This window comes from Vannielia litorea (assembly GCF_019801175.1).
In the GTDB taxonomy this organism is placed as follows: Bacteria; Pseudomonadota; Alphaproteobacteria; order Rhodobacterales; family Rhodobacteraceae; genus Vannielia; species Vannielia litorea_B.
Genome location: NZ_JAHVJR010000001.1, coordinates 826,136 through 840,059, shown reverse-complemented (window position 1 = coordinate 840,059; position 13,924 = coordinate 826,136). Strand labels below are relative to the sequence as shown.

General features: G+C 66.6%; 15 protein-coding genes. 3 read left to right on the top strand and 12 right to left on the bottom strand.

Features of this window, described 5'->3' with window-relative positions:
* Positions 1-7: 7 nt before the first annotated feature.
* Together KUV38_RS04065 and ftsW are read right to left on the bottom strand one after the other, a co-directional pair.
* Positions 8-1,138 (bottom strand): UDP-N-acetylglucosamine--N-acetylmuramyl-(pentapeptide) pyrophosphoryl-undecaprenol N-acetylglucosamine transferase, encoded by a 1,131-nt coding sequence (locus KUV38_RS04065; RefSeq protein ID WP_222468819.1) that lies wholly within the window; start codon positions 1,136-1,138, stop codon positions 8-10.
* A 76-nt stretch (positions 1,139-1,214) separates the two neighbouring features.
* On the bottom strand, positions 1,215-2,381 hold the full coding sequence (gene ftsW, locus KUV38_RS04060) for a putative lipid II flippase FtsW (protein WP_222468818.1): 1,167 nt from the start codon (positions 2,379-2,381) through the stop codon (positions 1,215-1,217).
* A gap of 213 nt (positions 2,382-2,594) precedes the next feature.
* On the opposite strand from ftsW, the gene KUV38_RS04055 reads away from it, so the two are divergent.
* The 3 genes from KUV38_RS04055 (at position 2,595) to KUV38_RS04045 (ending at position 5,114) form a co-directional block, all read left to right on the top strand.
* Positions 2,595-3,071: a hypothetical protein gene (locus KUV38_RS04055; RefSeq protein ID WP_261385149.1), complete on the top strand. Its 477-nt coding sequence runs from the start codon at positions 2,595-2,597 to the stop codon at positions 3,069-3,071.
* Between the two features lie 146 nt (positions 3,072-3,217).
* On the top strand, positions 3,218-3,808 hold the full coding sequence (locus KUV38_RS04050) for a DUF6151 family protein (RefSeq protein ID WP_222468817.1): 591 nt from the start codon (positions 3,218-3,220) through the stop codon (positions 3,806-3,808).
* The gene (locus tag KUV38_RS04045; RefSeq protein ID WP_222468816.1) at positions 3,801-5,114 is read left to right on the top strand and encodes a cytochrome-c peroxidase; all 1,314 of its coding nucleotides are present in this window, start codon (positions 3,801-3,803) and stop codon (positions 5,112-5,114) included. Before KUV38_RS04050 ends, KUV38_RS04045 begins: the two co-directional genes overlap by 8 nt.
* A gap of 23 nt (positions 5,115-5,137) precedes the next feature.
* On the opposite strand, the gene KUV38_RS04040 is transcribed toward KUV38_RS04045, so the two are convergent.
* The 10 genes from KUV38_RS04040 to KUV38_RS03995 all read right to left on the bottom strand — a co-directional run bounded on the left by KUV38_RS04040 (position 5,138) and on the right by KUV38_RS03995 (position 13,826).
* Positions 5,138-5,806: a ceramidase domain-containing protein gene (locus KUV38_RS04040; RefSeq protein WP_222468815.1), complete on the bottom strand. Its 669-nt coding sequence runs from the start codon at positions 5,804-5,806 to the stop codon at positions 5,138-5,140.
* A 215-nt stretch (positions 5,807-6,021) separates the two neighbouring features.
* Positions 6,022-7,080, bottom strand: coding sequence for a 2Fe-2S iron-sulfur cluster-binding protein (locus KUV38_RS04035; protein WP_222468814.1), 1,059 nt, complete (start codon positions 7,078-7,080; stop codon positions 6,022-6,024).
* A gap of 13 nt (positions 7,081-7,093) precedes the next feature.
* Positions 7,094-7,561: a 1,2-phenylacetyl-CoA epoxidase subunit PaaD gene (gene paaD, locus KUV38_RS04030; RefSeq protein ID WP_222468813.1), complete on the bottom strand. Its 468-nt coding sequence runs from the start codon at positions 7,559-7,561 to the stop codon at positions 7,094-7,096.
* 2 nt (positions 7,562-7,563) lie between these two features.
* The gene (gene paaC, locus KUV38_RS04025) at positions 7,564-8,325 is read right to left on the bottom strand and encodes a 1,2-phenylacetyl-CoA epoxidase subunit PaaC (protein ID WP_261385148.1); all 762 of its coding nucleotides are present in this window, start codon (positions 8,323-8,325) and stop codon (positions 7,564-7,566) included.
* Positions 8,325-8,609 (bottom strand): 1,2-phenylacetyl-CoA epoxidase subunit PaaB, encoded by a 285-nt coding sequence (gene paaB / locus KUV38_RS04020; RefSeq protein WP_074255158.1) that lies wholly within the window; start codon positions 8,607-8,609, stop codon positions 8,325-8,327. The genes paaC and paaB overlap by 1 nt, the downstream gene beginning before the upstream one ends.
* A gap of 13 nt (positions 8,610-8,622) precedes the next feature.
* Entirely contained in the window at positions 8,623-8,994 is a 372-nt protein-coding gene (locus tag KUV38_RS04015; RefSeq protein ID WP_222468812.1) for a VOC family protein, read from the bottom strand.
* On the bottom strand, positions 8,991-9,977 hold the full coding sequence (gene paaA / locus KUV38_RS04010) for a 1,2-phenylacetyl-CoA epoxidase subunit PaaA (protein ID WP_222468811.1): 987 nt from the start codon (positions 9,975-9,977) through the stop codon (positions 8,991-8,993). The genes KUV38_RS04015 and paaA overlap by 4 nt, the downstream gene beginning before the upstream one ends.
* A 3-nt stretch (positions 9,978-9,980) precedes the next feature.
* Complete coding sequence (pcaF, locus tag KUV38_RS04005; protein WP_222468810.1) at positions 9,981-11,189, bottom strand: 3-oxoadipyl-CoA thiolase; 1,209 nt, start codon at positions 11,187-11,189, stop codon at positions 9,981-9,983.
* A 502-nt stretch (positions 11,190-11,691) separates the two neighbouring features.
* Positions 11,692-13,086 (bottom strand): dihydrolipoyl dehydrogenase, encoded by a 1,395-nt coding sequence (gene lpdA, locus KUV38_RS04000; RefSeq protein WP_222468809.1) that lies wholly within the window; start codon positions 13,084-13,086, stop codon positions 11,692-11,694.
* Between the two features lie 146 nt (positions 13,087-13,232).
* A complete protein-coding gene (locus tag KUV38_RS03995; protein WP_222468808.1) occupies positions 13,233-13,826 on the bottom strand; it encodes a DUF924 family protein in 594 nt (197 codons plus the stop codon).
* Positions 13,827-13,924: the final 98 nt, after the last annotated feature.

Genomic DNA, 13,924 nt, shown 5'->3' with positions numbered 1-13,924 from the left:
ACTCTACTCACTGCTCGCCGAAGTTTTCTCCGGTCGATTTCGCCGCCATCTCGTTGCCTGCCAGCCCCTCGACCAGCTCCACCAGACGCTGCGTGGCATCCGGTTTGCCGGTGGCCAGCGCCGCATGCGCCATCTGCGTCGCGCCCTCGGGGAAGTCGAGAATTGTCTGGATTTGCTCTGCGAGGCTTTCGGGGTCAAGCCGTTTCTCGGGCACGAGGATGGCTGCTCCCGCGTCAACCAGCCCGCGGGCATTGGCCGTCTGCTCATCGCGGATCGCCGCCGCCAGCGGCACGAGGATCGAGGGGCGCCCGATCACCGAGAGGTCGGCCACGGTGGAGGCGCCCGCCCGGGTGATCACCAGCTGCGCCTCGGCCATCCGCTCGGGCACGTCGGCAAAGAAGGGCTGCACCGTCGCATCAATACCCGCCTGCTCGTAAAAGCTGACGACCCGCGCCTCATCCTCGGGCCGCGCCTGATGCGACACGCGGATGTGCTGGCGGTACTGTTCGGGCAGCGCAGCAATCGCGGCAGGGACAACATCGGAGAGGATCCGCGCGCCCTGGCTGCCGCCCATCACGAGCAGCGACAGCGGGTAATCGCCCGGCGGAATGTAGGGCGCCCCGGCGCGGGCAAGGATCGCCGCGCGCACCGGGTTTCCGATGTCATGGCCCTGCACGCCCTCGGGCAATTCCGTGGGCCATGTGCCGCAGGCAATCGCATGGACGCGCTTGGCAAAGATCTCGTTCACCCGGCCCAGCACGCCGTTCTGCTCATGGATCGCGCGCGGGCGCTTCAGGATCGTCGCGGCCGCCAGCGCCGGGATCGAGGGGTAGCCACCAAAGCCCACCACCACCGCAGGCTTGTCGCGCAGCATCCGGATCACCGAAGAGATCGTGCCGCCCGCGATCCGGAAAGGCACCGCCAGCTTGGCCAGCGCCCCGCCCCGCGCAAAGGTGGCCGAGGCGCGCACCTCGATCTCCACCGCCTCGGGGAAGGCGCCGGTGTAGCGCGCGCCCCGCGCATCGGTCGAAAGCTTCACCCGCCAGCCGCGCGCCAGCATCGCCTCGGCCAGCGCCTGCGCCGGAAACATGTGCCCACCGGTGCCACCGGCGGCGATGATGAGAAGAGGCTGCGTCATGTGTCTGCTCCGGCGTTCCGAGGGGTGCGGCCGGGGGATTGAGTATTTTCAGCAAGAAAATGAAGCAGGTCGCGCGTCACGGATGCCTCCGCAGCAGAATGTCGCCGATCTGTCCCTGCGGGCGCGTGCGGGTGAAGGCCAGCAGCATCCCCACGAGGATACCGCCCGCAATCATCGACGAGCCGCCGTAGGAGACGAAAGGCAGGGTCATGCCCTTGGCAGGCAGCAGCCGCACGGCCACCCCCATGTTGATCATCGCCTGCACGCCGAAGATGCAGGCCAGCCCGGTGCCCGCCAGCCGGATGAACGGGTCGCGCTCACGCATCAGCCGCAGCAGCGAGCGCACGACGATGGTGGCGTAGAGCAGGATGATGGCGAGCACGAGCACCAGCCCGTATTCCTCCGCCGCCACCGCGATGATGAAGTCTGTATGCGCATCGGGGAGCGACCATTTAACCTGCCCCTCACCCACGCCGACGCCAAAGAACCCGCCTTCGCGGATCGCATTGGTGGCGTAGCCAAGCTGGGTGCGCGGGTCGAGATCGGGGTTCAAAAAGCCGTCGATCCGGCGGGCAAAGTGCTCGGAGCCTTCATAGGCCGTGAGGCCGCCCACCACCACGAGCCCCGCCACCACGACGAGGATGGTGATCGGCGCACCGGCGACGAAGTACATCACCGCCCATGCAAAGAGGATCAGGCAGGCCTGGCCAAAGTCGGGCTGCAGCGCGAGCAGCATCACGATGACGACCGCGAGAATGAAGGAGAAAGACTTGCCCGGAGGCCCCGCCACCTGCTGCGAGGCGGCCATCAGCCATGCCGCGAGCACCACGAAGCCGGGCTTGAGGAACTCCGAAGGCTGCACCGAGGCAAACCCGAGCGAGAACCACCGGGTCGCGCCCTTGCCGAAGTCGGTGCCGAAGACCGGCAGCAGCAGGAGCGCCACGAAGGAAACGAAGAAGCCCAGCACCGCAAGGCGGCGCACGAGACTCGGGTTCATCATCGAGAAGGCGAACATCACCACGAGCGAGAGTCCACCGAAGAAGGCCTGCCGCTGCACGTAATAGAACGGGTCCAGCCCGTTGCGGGCAGCCAGCGGCGGCGAGGCCGCAAGGCCCAGCAGCAACCCCACGCCGAAGAGCAGCAGAATGCAGGACATCGACCACTTGTCGATCGTCCGCCACCATCGGGGAAGCACCGGCTCGCCCGTGCGGACGGGGGCCGTGCCAAAAACCATCTCTGTCATCAGACTGCCTGATCTGCCTCGTGTCGCCCGGTTTTCCGGGTCTGAGACCACCGTAACGCAAGGTGATTCGCATGGGAAGGGATTTTCGAATCACTTTTGGGATGGGGGGCTTTTCCGGTGGATCGACATGCAGGGCCTCACCACGGCTACTGTAAGCAAACGACGCCGCGTGTGGCCGAACGCGATTCAGGCGCAGCTTCATGGCGAACAGCAGTGTCCGACAACGAGCTCGGGAGTTGGCAGCGATGGCGGTCGGCTGAGCGGACTTTGATGACTTTCAGCTTTGTTGGTATCAGTGCAGCGACAGCAATCAAGAAATCGAGCGCCTCAATGCGACACGCCGATCATTGGAGAAAGAAACTCGATCAGGATGCGACACTACCGGAGGAGTTCCGGCTGTCTCGCTCGCGAATTATGTACATTGAAGCCAAGTCCGAAGGTCTTGAGGGACATGCCGTGATCGGACGCGTTTACTTCTCAAAATCGGGCAAGACCCTTTACTACAAAGGTCTTCGCTTCCAGAGCCTTAAAGGTGCCGGTTTCAAAGCAAACTACTTCGAAACCGAAACCGGTGATTTCTATTGGATCTCCGGGCCCCGCAAAGATCAAAACGATAGGCTCTACGGAGGCAATAGGGGTGTTTTGGTCGATGACGATGTGCGCGACGAGTACGAAGCACAAACCCTTTAGCATAGCTAGGTTGGATTGGGCTCAAAGCGGTCACCTGCGCTGCGAGTTCCCTATGTTCTCCCCTGCACCCGTTACCACCATGCGCCGGAGCACCCCTTCCCCCTCCGCCCCACCTGCCCTAACCTCCGCCCCGGAGGAGACCACCCATGCCCGACCCCATCACGCTCACCTGCGATTGCGGCAAGGTGAAGCTTGCCATCACTGCCCGCCCCGCGCCGCCGCAGGGCAACCGGGTAATCTGCCACTGCAACTCCTGCCGCGCCTTCGCCCGTGTGCTGGGGCGCGATGACATTCTCGGCCCCGCGGACGGCACCGATATCATCCAGTTCCGCTGCGACCGGCTCTCGATCACCCAAGGCAAGGAGCACATCGCGGCTCTCCGTCTCAGCCCCAATGGCCTCGCCCGCTGGTACACCGCCTGCTGCAACACGCCGCTGGGCAACACCGGCCCCGGCCCGCGCTACCCGTTCTTCGGGGCAATCACCCACGGCATCGCGAACCCGGACGCCCTCGGCCCGGTGAAGGCGCGGGTGAACGTGCCCAAGGAGCGCCCCCTGCCCGAGGGGCTGCCGCCCACCTCCGGCTCCACCTTCGGCGTCTTCCTCTCCATCGGGCGCATCATGTTCGGCGGCTGGCTGAAAGGCGCGCACAAGCGCCACCCGCTCTTTCCCGGCGGGGCGCCGCTGGCGGAGCCCCGGGTGATCTCGCTCGAGGAGAAGGCCAAGGCCTATGCGTAGCCTCGCGCTCGCCCTGCTGCTCGCCGCGCCCGCCTTCGCGCAGGAGTTCCCCGCGCCCCTGACCGATGCCGATTTCATCGCAGTGAACGAGGCCGAAGCCGCGCTCGGCCAACTGCTCTTCTACGACCCCATCCTCTCGGGCAACCGCAACATCGCCTGCGCCACCTGCCACCACCCGCGCTTCGCCACCTCCGACGGCCTCTCCCTCGGCATGGGTGAGGGCGGCGCAGGCCTCGGACCTGACCGCGTGGCGGACCCGGCGAATTACCCCGACGAGTTCATCCCCCGCAACGCGCCCGCCCTCTTCAACCTCGGCGCGCACCAGTTCACCGTGCTCTTCCACGATGGCCGGATCGAGGTGGACCCGAGCCGCAAATCCGGCTTCCGCACCCCGATGGGCGAAGACATGGAGGTCGGCTTTTCCGGCATCCTCTCGGCGCAAACCATGTTCCCCGTGCTCTCCGCCGACGAGATGGCAGGCCACGTTCGCGAGAATGACATCTCAAAGGCCACCCGCTCGGGCCGGATCACCGGGCCCGGCGGCGCGTGGGATATCATCGCGCGCCGCGTCGAAGGCGCGGGCGACTACCAGCAGCGGTTCGAGGCGGTCTATCCCGAGGTCGCCGCAGGCCGCCCGCTGCATTTTACCGATATCTCCAACGCCATCGCCGCCTTCATGGCCTTCGAATGGCGGGCCGATGCCGCGCCCTTCGATGCCTTCCTGCGCGGTGATGAGGCCGCGCTTTCGGCAGAGGCGCTCGCGGGCGCGCAGCTCTTCTATGGCACGGCAGGCTGCTCCGGCTGCCACGCCGGCGCCCTGCAAACCGACCACGGCTTTCACGCCATGGGCGTGCCGCAGATCGGCCCCGGCAAGCGCCTCGCCTTCGAGACCCACCACCGCGACGTGGGCCGCATGGGCGTCACCGGCGACCCGGCAGATGCCTACGCCTTCCGCACGCCCTCCCTGCGCAACGTCACCGCCACCGCGCCCTATGGCCACTCCGGCGCCTATGCCGATCTGGAGGCCTTCCTGCGCGCCCACGCCGCCCCCCGCGCCGCGCTCGCCGCCTATGATGGCACGCCCGCCCGGCTCGCCGCGCTGGAGCATGAAGCATTGGGCCCCCTCTCCGACGCCGCCGACCGCGCCGCGCTGGAGGCTGCCATCGTGGTGGAGGACCGGCCCCTGAGCGATGCCGATGTGGCGCTGCTCATGGCCTTTCTCGAAAGCCTCACCGACCAACCCGCCATCGACGGCCGCCTCGGCGTGCCGGATGCCGTGCCCAGCGGGCTCCCGGTCGACAAGTAGGGTGGGCCATCCGCCCGCCGCCCCTATCTGCGGCGGATAATCGCCCCCTGCCCGGCCAGCACACGGATCACCAGCGCCAGCGTGACCGCGTTCAGCAGGTGCCAGAGCCAATGAGTGCCAAGCGGGATCGCGTCACAGAACGGCAGGTCCAGCGTCCGCGCGGTGAGCGACAGGGTAAACACCAGCGCCGCCACCGCCATCGTCCGTGCGAGCGGGCTGCCCTGCACCGCAAGCAGCACCGCAAAGCCCCAGAGTGACAGGAACGCAGGCGCATAGCCCACCGCGCCCCGCAGCGCGGGCGGGGCGACTTGCGCAAACCCCCATATGGCAGCGATCAGCAGCGCCAGCACCATGGGCACCAGCAGCGCCGTCCTTCGCCAGCGCGCCCCGGTGAACCGATGCACCCCGGCCCCGAGCGCCACCAGCGAGAAGAGCTGGATCGGCGCCACATCGGCCAGCGCCGCCCAGCGCGTGGCGAAGGTATGAAAGGCAAAGGAGCCGAGCCCGATGGCCGCGAGCAGCAGGCAGAGCACCAGCACCGGCCCCCGCGCCTGCCCGATCCGCCGCGCATGGAGAAAGGCCACCAGCGCCGCCACCAAAAAGGCCGCGTTGGTGACAGCATTGATCGGCTCCGCCCAGAACGCCGGGGAGAGCCGCTCACAATAGCCATCGATCTGGGCGGTCCAGTTCATCGGGAGAGCCTACCCTGCCTTTGGGCAGATTCCACGCCTCGATGGAGTACCCGGCCGGCACCGCCGGCCAGCGCCCGCACCGCCCCGCCACGGGGCGGGCGCTTCGGTGAGATTGCGCTAAACGAAACCGACGCGCGCAGCATTGATGCCACCGTGGGATGAGAGGCGCCCCGCGCGGTGCGGGCGCTGGCCTCATGCCGCACCCTCACCCGCCCCTACTCGTCGTAGCTCACCACCACCCGCTCCGAGATCACATGGCTCTGGCAGCTCAGCACATAGCCCTTCGCCACCTCGTCATCCTCCAGCGCGTAGTTCGCCGCCATCTCCACCTCGCCCTCCAGCACCCGGCAGCGGCAGGTGGAGCACACCCCCGCGCGGCAGGAGAACGGCACCTCCATCGAGGCTGCCAATCCCGCCTCCAGCACCGTCTGCCCCGGCTCCACCGTCAGCGTCCGCGTCACGCCGTCCAGCGTTACCTTCGCCTCCGCGCCTTTGGCCCCCTCTGCCAGCGCCGCCACCACCCGTTGCGGCAACCGCCCCGGCTGGTCGGATTTGAACAGCTCGAACCTGATCTGATCGCCCGAAAGCCCCGCGGCCTTCAACGCCTCCGAGATCGCCAGCATCATCGGCTCCGGCCCGCAGATGAAAGCCACGTCCACCCCCTCCGGCTCGATCAAGCCGCCGAACAGCGCCGCCACCTTCTCGCCGTCCACCCGGCCCGAAAACAGCGGCACCTCCTGCCCATCATGCTCCAGCACATGGATCACCCGGAACCGCCCCATGTGCCGGTTCTTCAGGTCTTCCAGCTCCTCGCGGAACATCACCGTCGCCGCCGCCCGGTTGGCATAGACCAGCGTGAAGCGGCTCTGCGGTTCGGCGGCCAGCGTGGTGCGGATGAGCGACAAAACGGGGGTGATCCCCGAGCCACCCGCGAAGGCGAGGTAATGCTTGGGCGCCTCGCCCAGCGTCACGAAGAACCGCCCCGAGGGCGGCATAGCCTCCAGTCGCATACCCGGCTTCAGATTGTCATTCGCCCAGGATGAAAACGCGCCGCCCTCGACCCGCTTGATCCCCACCTGCAACCCCTCGCCCACGCCGCAGCAGATCGAATAACTGCGCCGGATCTCGGTGCCGTCGATCTCCTGCCGGAAGGTCAGATATTGGCCTTGGGTGAAGGCAAAGGCCTCCGGGTCGTCGGGCTGAAGCGTCACCACCACCGCCTCGCGGGTGGTGGGCCGCACGTCGGTCACGGTCAGGGGGAGAAATTGGGCCATGTCGGATGCCCTTTCAGATGCACTTGAAGTGGTCGAAAGGTTCGAGGCAGTCGCCGCAGCGCCATTGCGCCTTGCAGGGCGTCGAGCCGAACTGGCTGATCTTGTGGAGGTTCCCGCTCGCACAGCGCGGGCACCGCTCCGGCCCGCCCACAGGTTGCGGCGGCGCGATGCCATAGGCCTCCAGCTTCGCCCGCCCCTCGGCACTGAGCCAATTGGTCGTCCACGGCGGGGCGAGCTGGCGACGCAGCTCCAGCTGCGCCACCCCCGCCGCCCGCAAGGCCGCCTCGATATCCATGTTGATCACCGCCGTCGCCGGGCAGCCCGAGTAGGTCGGCGTCACGGTCACTATGAGCGTATCGCCCTCGTAGCCCACGCCCCGGATCACCCCGAGATCGACAAGAGAGATCACCGGAATCTCCGGGTCCGGCACGCCGCCCAGCACCTCCCAGACCTCCGCCTCCGACAGCCGCACCTCGGCCATGCTCACCACTCCGCCCCCGGATAGGCCCGCTGGAGCCATTGCATCTGGGTCAGCAGATGCCCCAGCGCCTCTGAATGCCGCTTGCCGTCCTTCCCGCCGCGATGGGCAAACTCGCTCTCGGGGATGTTCAGCGTCGCCTCCCCCAGCACGGCGCGCAGCGTTGCCTCCCAGCCCGGCCGCAACTCCTCCACCGAGGGCGCAACCCCGGCCTCCGCCAGCGCCACATCCACCGGATCAGCCACCAGCGCCTCGCCGGCCCAGGGCCAGAGCCAATCGAGCGCCGCCTGCATCCGCCCGTGGCTTTCCTCGGTGCCATCGCCCAGCGCGATCACCTGCGCCGAGGACCGCTCGAGGTGATACTCCACCTCCCGCACCGCCTTCTGCGCAATCTCCGAAACCCGCGGTTCACGCGACCCACACAGCCCCCGCAGCATCTCCACATGCCATGCATCAAACAGAAACTGCCGCATCACCGTGCGCCCAAAATCCCCGTTCGGCTGCTCCACCAGCAACAGGCAGCGAAAGTCCCAGGCATCCCGCAGGAACGCCAACTCATCGGCGCTCCGCCCGTCAGCCTCCCCCGCCAGCCCCAGCCACAGCTGCGCCTGCCCGATGAGGTCGAGCGCGATATTCGCCAGCGCGATATCCTCCTCCAGCACCGGCGCCCGCCCGCACCACTCAGATACCCGGTGCCCGAGGATCAGCGCATTGTCCCCCATCCGCAGCGCCAGCGCGCCAACCGGGTCCATCCCGCCATCCAGCATCACATCGCCCCCACGTCATCAGGGATGTCGAAAAAGCTCGGATGCCGATAGACCTTCGATTGCGACGGCTCGTAGAACGGCCCCTTGTCGTCTGGGTTCGATGCGGTGATCTGCACCGAGGGCACTACCCAGATCGAAACCCCCTCATTCCGCCGCGTATACACATCCCGCGCCGACAGCAGCGCATGCTCCGCATCCGCCGCATGGAGCGATCCCACATGCCGATGGCTCATCCCGTGGCTGCCCCGGATGAACACTTCCCACAACGGCCATTCCCTGCTCATCGCACTCTCCTCCTCACAGCCCGAACGTCCCGCCCCGGTCCTGCCCGAAGGCAATCCGGTGGCCGTCCGGGTCCACCACATCAAAATCGTCGCACCCGTAGTGCTCGGGGTGGTGCATCTCCGTCGGCTTCAGTCCCGCCGCCGAAAACTCGGCCCGCAACGCCTCCACATCGGCGGTGTAGACATAGGCCGCCCACCACTGGTTCAGCGGCACCTTGCCATCGCCCGCCCGGTCCAGCGCCAGCGTCACCCCGCCCCGGCGGCAAATCGCAAAGCCCGGCGGGTCGCCCCAGATCTTGGCCTCGAACCCCAGCCGCTCGTAGAACGCGGCAGACAGGGCAACATCCCGCACCTGCAAGACCGGCATGGCGCGCTCGAGGCTCACTCCGCCGCCTCCCGCCGCGCCGCCTTCTTCTCGGCATGGGCGGTCATCGCATCGCGCACCCACTGGCCGTCATCCCAGGCATCGCGCCGTGCCTTCATCCGCTCGGCACTCTCTGGTCCCGCGCCCTTGAGCACGGCAAAGAACTCCTCCCAGTCCGGCTCAGAGAAGTCGTAGCCGCCCTTCTCCTCGTTCCACTTCAAGTGCTCATCCGGCACCTTCAGCCCGAGGAACTCCGCCTGCGGCACCGTCTGGTCCACGAACTTCTGCCGCAGCTCGTCATTGCCGTTGATCTTGATCCGCCAGGCCATGTTCTGCGCCGAATGCACGGACTCCGCGTCAGACGGCCCGAACATCATCAGCGACGGATACCAGAACCGATCCAGCGCATCCTGCGCCATCCGCCGCTGCGCCTCCGTCCCCTTCGCCATCTTCATCATGATGTCGAAGCCCTGCCGCTGGTGAAAGCTCTCCTCCTTGCAGATCCGGATCATCGCGCGCGAATAGGGCCCATAACTCGTGCGCTGCAACGGCACCTGGTTCATGATCGCCGCGCCATCCACCAGCCAGCCCACCGCCCCGATATCGGCCCAGCTCAGCGTCGGATAGTTGAAGATCGACGAATACTTCATCCGCCCCGAGAGCAGCTGCTCCGTCATGTCATCGCGACTGATCCCCAGCGTCTCGGCCGCGCAATACAAGTAAAGCCCATGCCCCGCCTCATCCTGCACCTTGGCGAGCAAAATCGCCTTGCGCTCCAGCGTTGGCGCCCGGGTGATCCAGTTGCCCTCCGGCAGCTGCCCCACGATCTCGCTATGCGCATGCTGGCCAATCTGCCGGATCAGCGTCTTGCGGTACCCCTCCGGCATCCAGTCCTGCGGCTCGATGGTCTCACCCCCGTCGATCCGGTCCTGAAACGCCGCCTCCTCGGGCGACATCTCCTCGCGGCTCTTCCCGCCTTCGGATTTGATCATCTGTGCATACATGGCTCAGACCCTTTCGATTATGAGTGCAACCCCCTGCCCCACGCCCACGCACATGGTGCAGAGTGCATATTTCCCGCCGCGCCGCTGCAGCTCCCGCGCCGCCGTCAGCACGATCCGCGCGCCGCTCATGCCGAGCGGGTGGCCAATCGCAATCGCCCCGCCATTGGGGTTCACATGGGCCGCATCCTCCGCCACGCCGAGGTCGCGCAGCACCGCGATGCCCTGCGCAGCAAAGGCCTCGTTCAGCTCGATCACGTCCATCTGCTCGATGGTCAGCCCGGCCTTCGCCAGAGCCTTCTTCACCGCCGGCACCGGGCCGATGCCCATGACCCGCGGCGCAACGCCCGCCGATTGCATCGTCACGATCCGCGCCAGCGGCTTGAGCCCATGCACATGCGCCGCGCCCTCGCTCGCCACCAGCAGCGCCGCCGCGCCATCGTTGACGCCCGAGGCATTGCCCGCCGTCACCGTCAGCTCCGGCCCGTTCACGCCGCGCAAGCGCCCCAGTTGCTCCGCCGTAGTGCCGGGCCGCGGGTGTTCGTCCTGCGTCACAACAACCGGATCACCCTTCCGCTGCGGGATCTCCACCGGAACGATCTCCTCGGCAAACACCCCAGCCGCATCCGCTCCGGCCCAACGGGCCTGAGACCGCGCGGCAAAAGCATCTTGATCCTCACGAGAAACGCCCCAATCAGCGGCCACGTTGTCCGCCGTCTCGGGCATGGAGTCCACGCCATAAGCCGCTTTCATCGACTTGTTCACGAAGCGCCAGCCGATGGTGGTGTCAAACACCTCCGCCGCGCGGGAAAAGGCGCTCGTCGCCTTGCCCATCACAAACGGCGCACGGCTCATGCTCTCCACGCCGCCCGCAATCGCAAGGTCATAATCCCCCGCCTTGATCGCGCGGGACACGGTGCCAATCGCATCCATCCCGCTGGCGCAAAGCCGGTTGATCGTCGCCCCCGGCACCGTCTCGGGCAGCCCCGCCAGCAGCAAGGCCATCCGCGCCACGTTGCGGTTGTCTTCGCCCGCCTGGTTGGCGCAGCCGTATATCACATCATCGATTGCACCCGCATCCAGACCGGTGTTCCGCGCCATCAGCGCCTTGATCGGCACCGCGGCCAGATCATCCGCCCTGACCTGTGACAGCGCCCCGCCATAGCGTCCAATCGCCGTGCGCACCCCGTCACAAATGAAAGCCTCTCCGGCCATTGGCTTGCTCCTCCCTGCTCGCTTGCCCGCAAATCTACGCCTCAGAGGGATTCCACGCAAGCGATACGTTACCAAATATCGCAATCACTGGAATTTCCGTAACCAAACCGCAGATCCTGCTTCGGAGCCACCCTTCGCCTGCACCCCAAAGGGACGGCGGGCCGGCTCGGGTCAACAGGAATCGCCGAGGGCCCCCGGAACGGGGATACGGCTATTCCTGTTGATGCGAGACGGCCCGTCGGCCACGCCGGGGTCAGGTGATGGATGGCCCCGCAAGCAGCTCCTGCTTTGGTGAACCCGGAGCTGACCACCCACCTCCCCACCCCGCGCAGGCCGGGCATGGCGCAGCGGGGTGGGCGGGCGGGAGCTGTGCCATGCCCGGCCGCACCTCAAACAAAAGGGCGCCCCGCAGGACGCCCCCAATCTTCAACGGTGTGGGCTCTCGCAGATCGCTGCGCGATCCACTGCCGCCCACCGTCGCAGAAAGCTCGCGCTTTCCGCGCTAAATATGTATCGCCCGCCCGTAAGCCTCCAGCACAGACTCATGCATCATCTCGCTCAGCGTCGGATGCGGGAAGACCGTGTGCATCAGGTCTTCCTCGGTGGTCTCCAACTGGCGGCCCACCACGTAGCCCTGGATCAGCTCGGTCACCTCGGCGCCCACCATATGCGCGCCCAGAAGCTCGCCGGTCTTCGCGTCGAACACCGTCTTCACCATGCCCTCCGGCTCGCCCAGCGCAACTGCCTTGCCATTGCCGATGAAGGGGAACTTGCCGACCTTCAGCTCGTACCCGGCCTCCTTGGCCTTCGCCTCGGTCATGCCCACGCTGGCCACCTGCGGATGGCAATAGGTGCAGCCGGCAATCGACCCCGGCTTGATCGGATGCACATGCTGCCCCGCGATCTTCTCGGCCACCATGACGCCTTCGTGCGATGCCTTATGCGCCAGCCATGGCGCCCCGGCGATATCGCCAATCGCGTACACGCCCTCAACTCCGGTGCCGCAATACTCATCGGTCACAACATGGGTTCGGTCGATCTTCACGCCCAGCTCTTCAAGGCCCAGCCCTTCGACGTTCCCGACGATCCCCACGGCGGAGATCACGGTGTCGAAGTCCATCTTCTCCACCTTGCCACCAACTTCGATATGGGCCGTAACCTTGCCTTTCGCCCGATCAAGCTGCTTGACCATGGCCTTCTCCATGATCTTCATGCCCTGCTTCTCGAACTGCTTCTTGGCGAAGGCAGAAATGTCCTTGTCCTCCACCGGCAGCACCCGGTCCATCACCTCGACGACCGTCGTATCGGCGCCCAAGGTGTTGTAGAAGCTCGCAAATTCGATCCCGATGGCGCCGGAGCCGATCACCAGCAGCTTCTTCGGCATCCGCTTCGGCGTCAGCGCATGGCGGTAGGTCCAGACCAGATCACCGTCGGCCTCAAGCCCCGGCAGCTCCCGTGCCCGTGCGCCGGTCGCCACAACGATGTTCTTCGCCGTCAGCTCCTCGGTGCCCTTCTCGGTCTTGACCGAAACCTTGCCCTTCCCGGTGATCTTGGCCTCCCCCATGATCGAGGCGACCTTGTTCTTCTTGAACAGGTGTTTGATCCCGCCTTCCATCTGCGCGGCCACACCGCGCGAGCGCTTCACCACGGCGTCGAGGTCATAGTCGGCCTTCTCGACCGAAAGACCGAAATCCTTGGCCCGGTGCATCAGGTGAAACACCTCCGACGAGCGCAGCAGCGCCTTGGTCGGGATGCAGCCCCAGTTCAGGCAGATGCCGCCGAGGTTCTCCCGCTCGATGCAAACCACGTTCAGCCCGAGCTGCGCGGCGCGGATCGCGGCCACGTAGCCGCCCGGACCGGCACCGATGACGATCAGGTCGTAGTTCTGCGAGGCCATGATTCTCTCCCGTTTCAAAACTGGTTTAGTGTTAAACTATTTTCGGCAACCTGCGAAAGCCCCAGCGGCCAGGCACCCCGGCCCGCGCCCGAAATCCCGCCATGCGGTTGCCACATGGCAGGGAAAAGCCGCGCATTCCCCGCACCTTACCCCGCCGAAAACCAACTGTCGGCGCTGGCGTCATCGACATGGTTGATCGACCAGCGGTAGCCCCCCGCCTCCAGATAGGCCTGCTCCGCCGCGCTCGAAGCCCGCCCGAGCGCCGGGTTGCGATAGGGAAACCGCCCGAAATCCCGGATCACCTGCCTATGGGCGCGGGCATGGCGCAGGTTGTCGCCCGGCATCCGCACCAGAAACAGCCGCACGGCGGCATCCTGATCGGCCAGCACCTCCGAATGCATCATCGGCAGGTAGAAAAACTGCTTCTCCGGCTCCGGCACGCGGTCGTCGCGCCCCTCGGCCACGGCCCATTTGGCCCATTCGCGCGCCAGCCCGTCGGTCTCGAAACTGCGGGCATCGCCGCGGAACATGTTGCGCGGAAACTGGTCGGTCAGGATGATCCGCGCCAGCACCTCGCGGGCGGTCCAGCCCCAATCGGGCCGCGCGCCGGCGGCAATCGCCTCCCAACTCTCCTGAAACCCCGCCCGGATGCGCGCATCGAGCGCGTCATCCTGCAAGTACCAGCCGTCCGGACCGATCTCGTCGATCCAGAACCGGCAAATCTCCTCCGGTCCGACCATGCACACTCCTCCTGCGCCCAGCCTTGCACGCGCAGGCGGGGCGCACAACTCAAAGCACCGGTCTCATCACTGGCCCCAGCACAGGTCTCAACACTGGC

Excerpts from the sequence above, each read along its gene's own strand:
- KUV38_RS04065 (WP_222468819.1), bottom strand. The coding sequence starts at position 1,138 with ATGACGCAGCCTCTTCTCATCATCGCCGCCGGTGGCACCGGTGGGCAC.
- ftsW (WP_222468818.1), bottom strand. The coding sequence starts at position 2,381 with ATGACAGAGATGGTTTTTGGCACGGCCCCCGTCCGCACGGGCGAGCCG.
- KUV38_RS04050 (WP_222468817.1), top strand. The coding sequence starts at position 3,218 with ATGCCCGACCCCATCACGCTCACCTGCGATTGCGGCAAGGTGAAGCTT.
- KUV38_RS04045 (WP_222468816.1), top strand. The coding sequence starts at position 3,801 with ATGCGTAGCCTCGCGCTCGCCCTGCTGCTCGCCGCGCCCGCCTTCGCG.
- KUV38_RS04040 (WP_222468815.1), bottom strand. The coding sequence starts at position 5,806 with ATGAACTGGACCGCCCAGATCGATGGCTATTGTGAGCGGCTCTCCCCG.
- KUV38_RS04035 (WP_222468814.1), bottom strand. The coding sequence starts at position 7,080 with ATGGCCCAATTTCTCCCCCTGACCGTGACCGACGTGCGGCCCACCACC.
- paaD (WP_222468813.1), bottom strand. The coding sequence starts at position 7,561 with ATGGCCGAGGTGCGGCTGTCGGAGGCGGAGGTCTGGGAGGTGCTGGGC.
- paaC (WP_261385148.1), bottom strand. The coding sequence starts at position 8,325 with ATGCTGGATGGCGGGATGGACCCGGTTGGCGCGCTGGCGCTGCGGATG.
- paaB (WP_074255158.1), bottom strand. The coding sequence starts at position 8,609 with ATGAGCAGGGAATGGCCGTTGTGGGAAGTGTTCATCCGGGGCAGCCAC.
- paaA (WP_222468811.1), bottom strand. The coding sequence starts at position 9,977 with ATGTATGCACAGATGATCAAATCCGAAGGCGGGAAGAGCCGCGAGGAG.
- pcaF (WP_222468810.1), bottom strand. The coding sequence starts at position 11,189 with ATGGCCGGAGAGGCTTTCATTTGTGACGGGGTGCGCACGGCGATTGGA.
- lpdA (WP_222468809.1), bottom strand. The coding sequence starts at position 13,086 with ATGGCCTCGCAGAACTACGACCTGATCGTCATCGGTGCCGGTCCGGGC.
- KUV38_RS03995 (WP_222468808.1), bottom strand. The coding sequence starts at position 13,826 with ATGGTCGGACCGGAGGAGATTTGCCGGTTCTGGATCGACGAGATCGGT.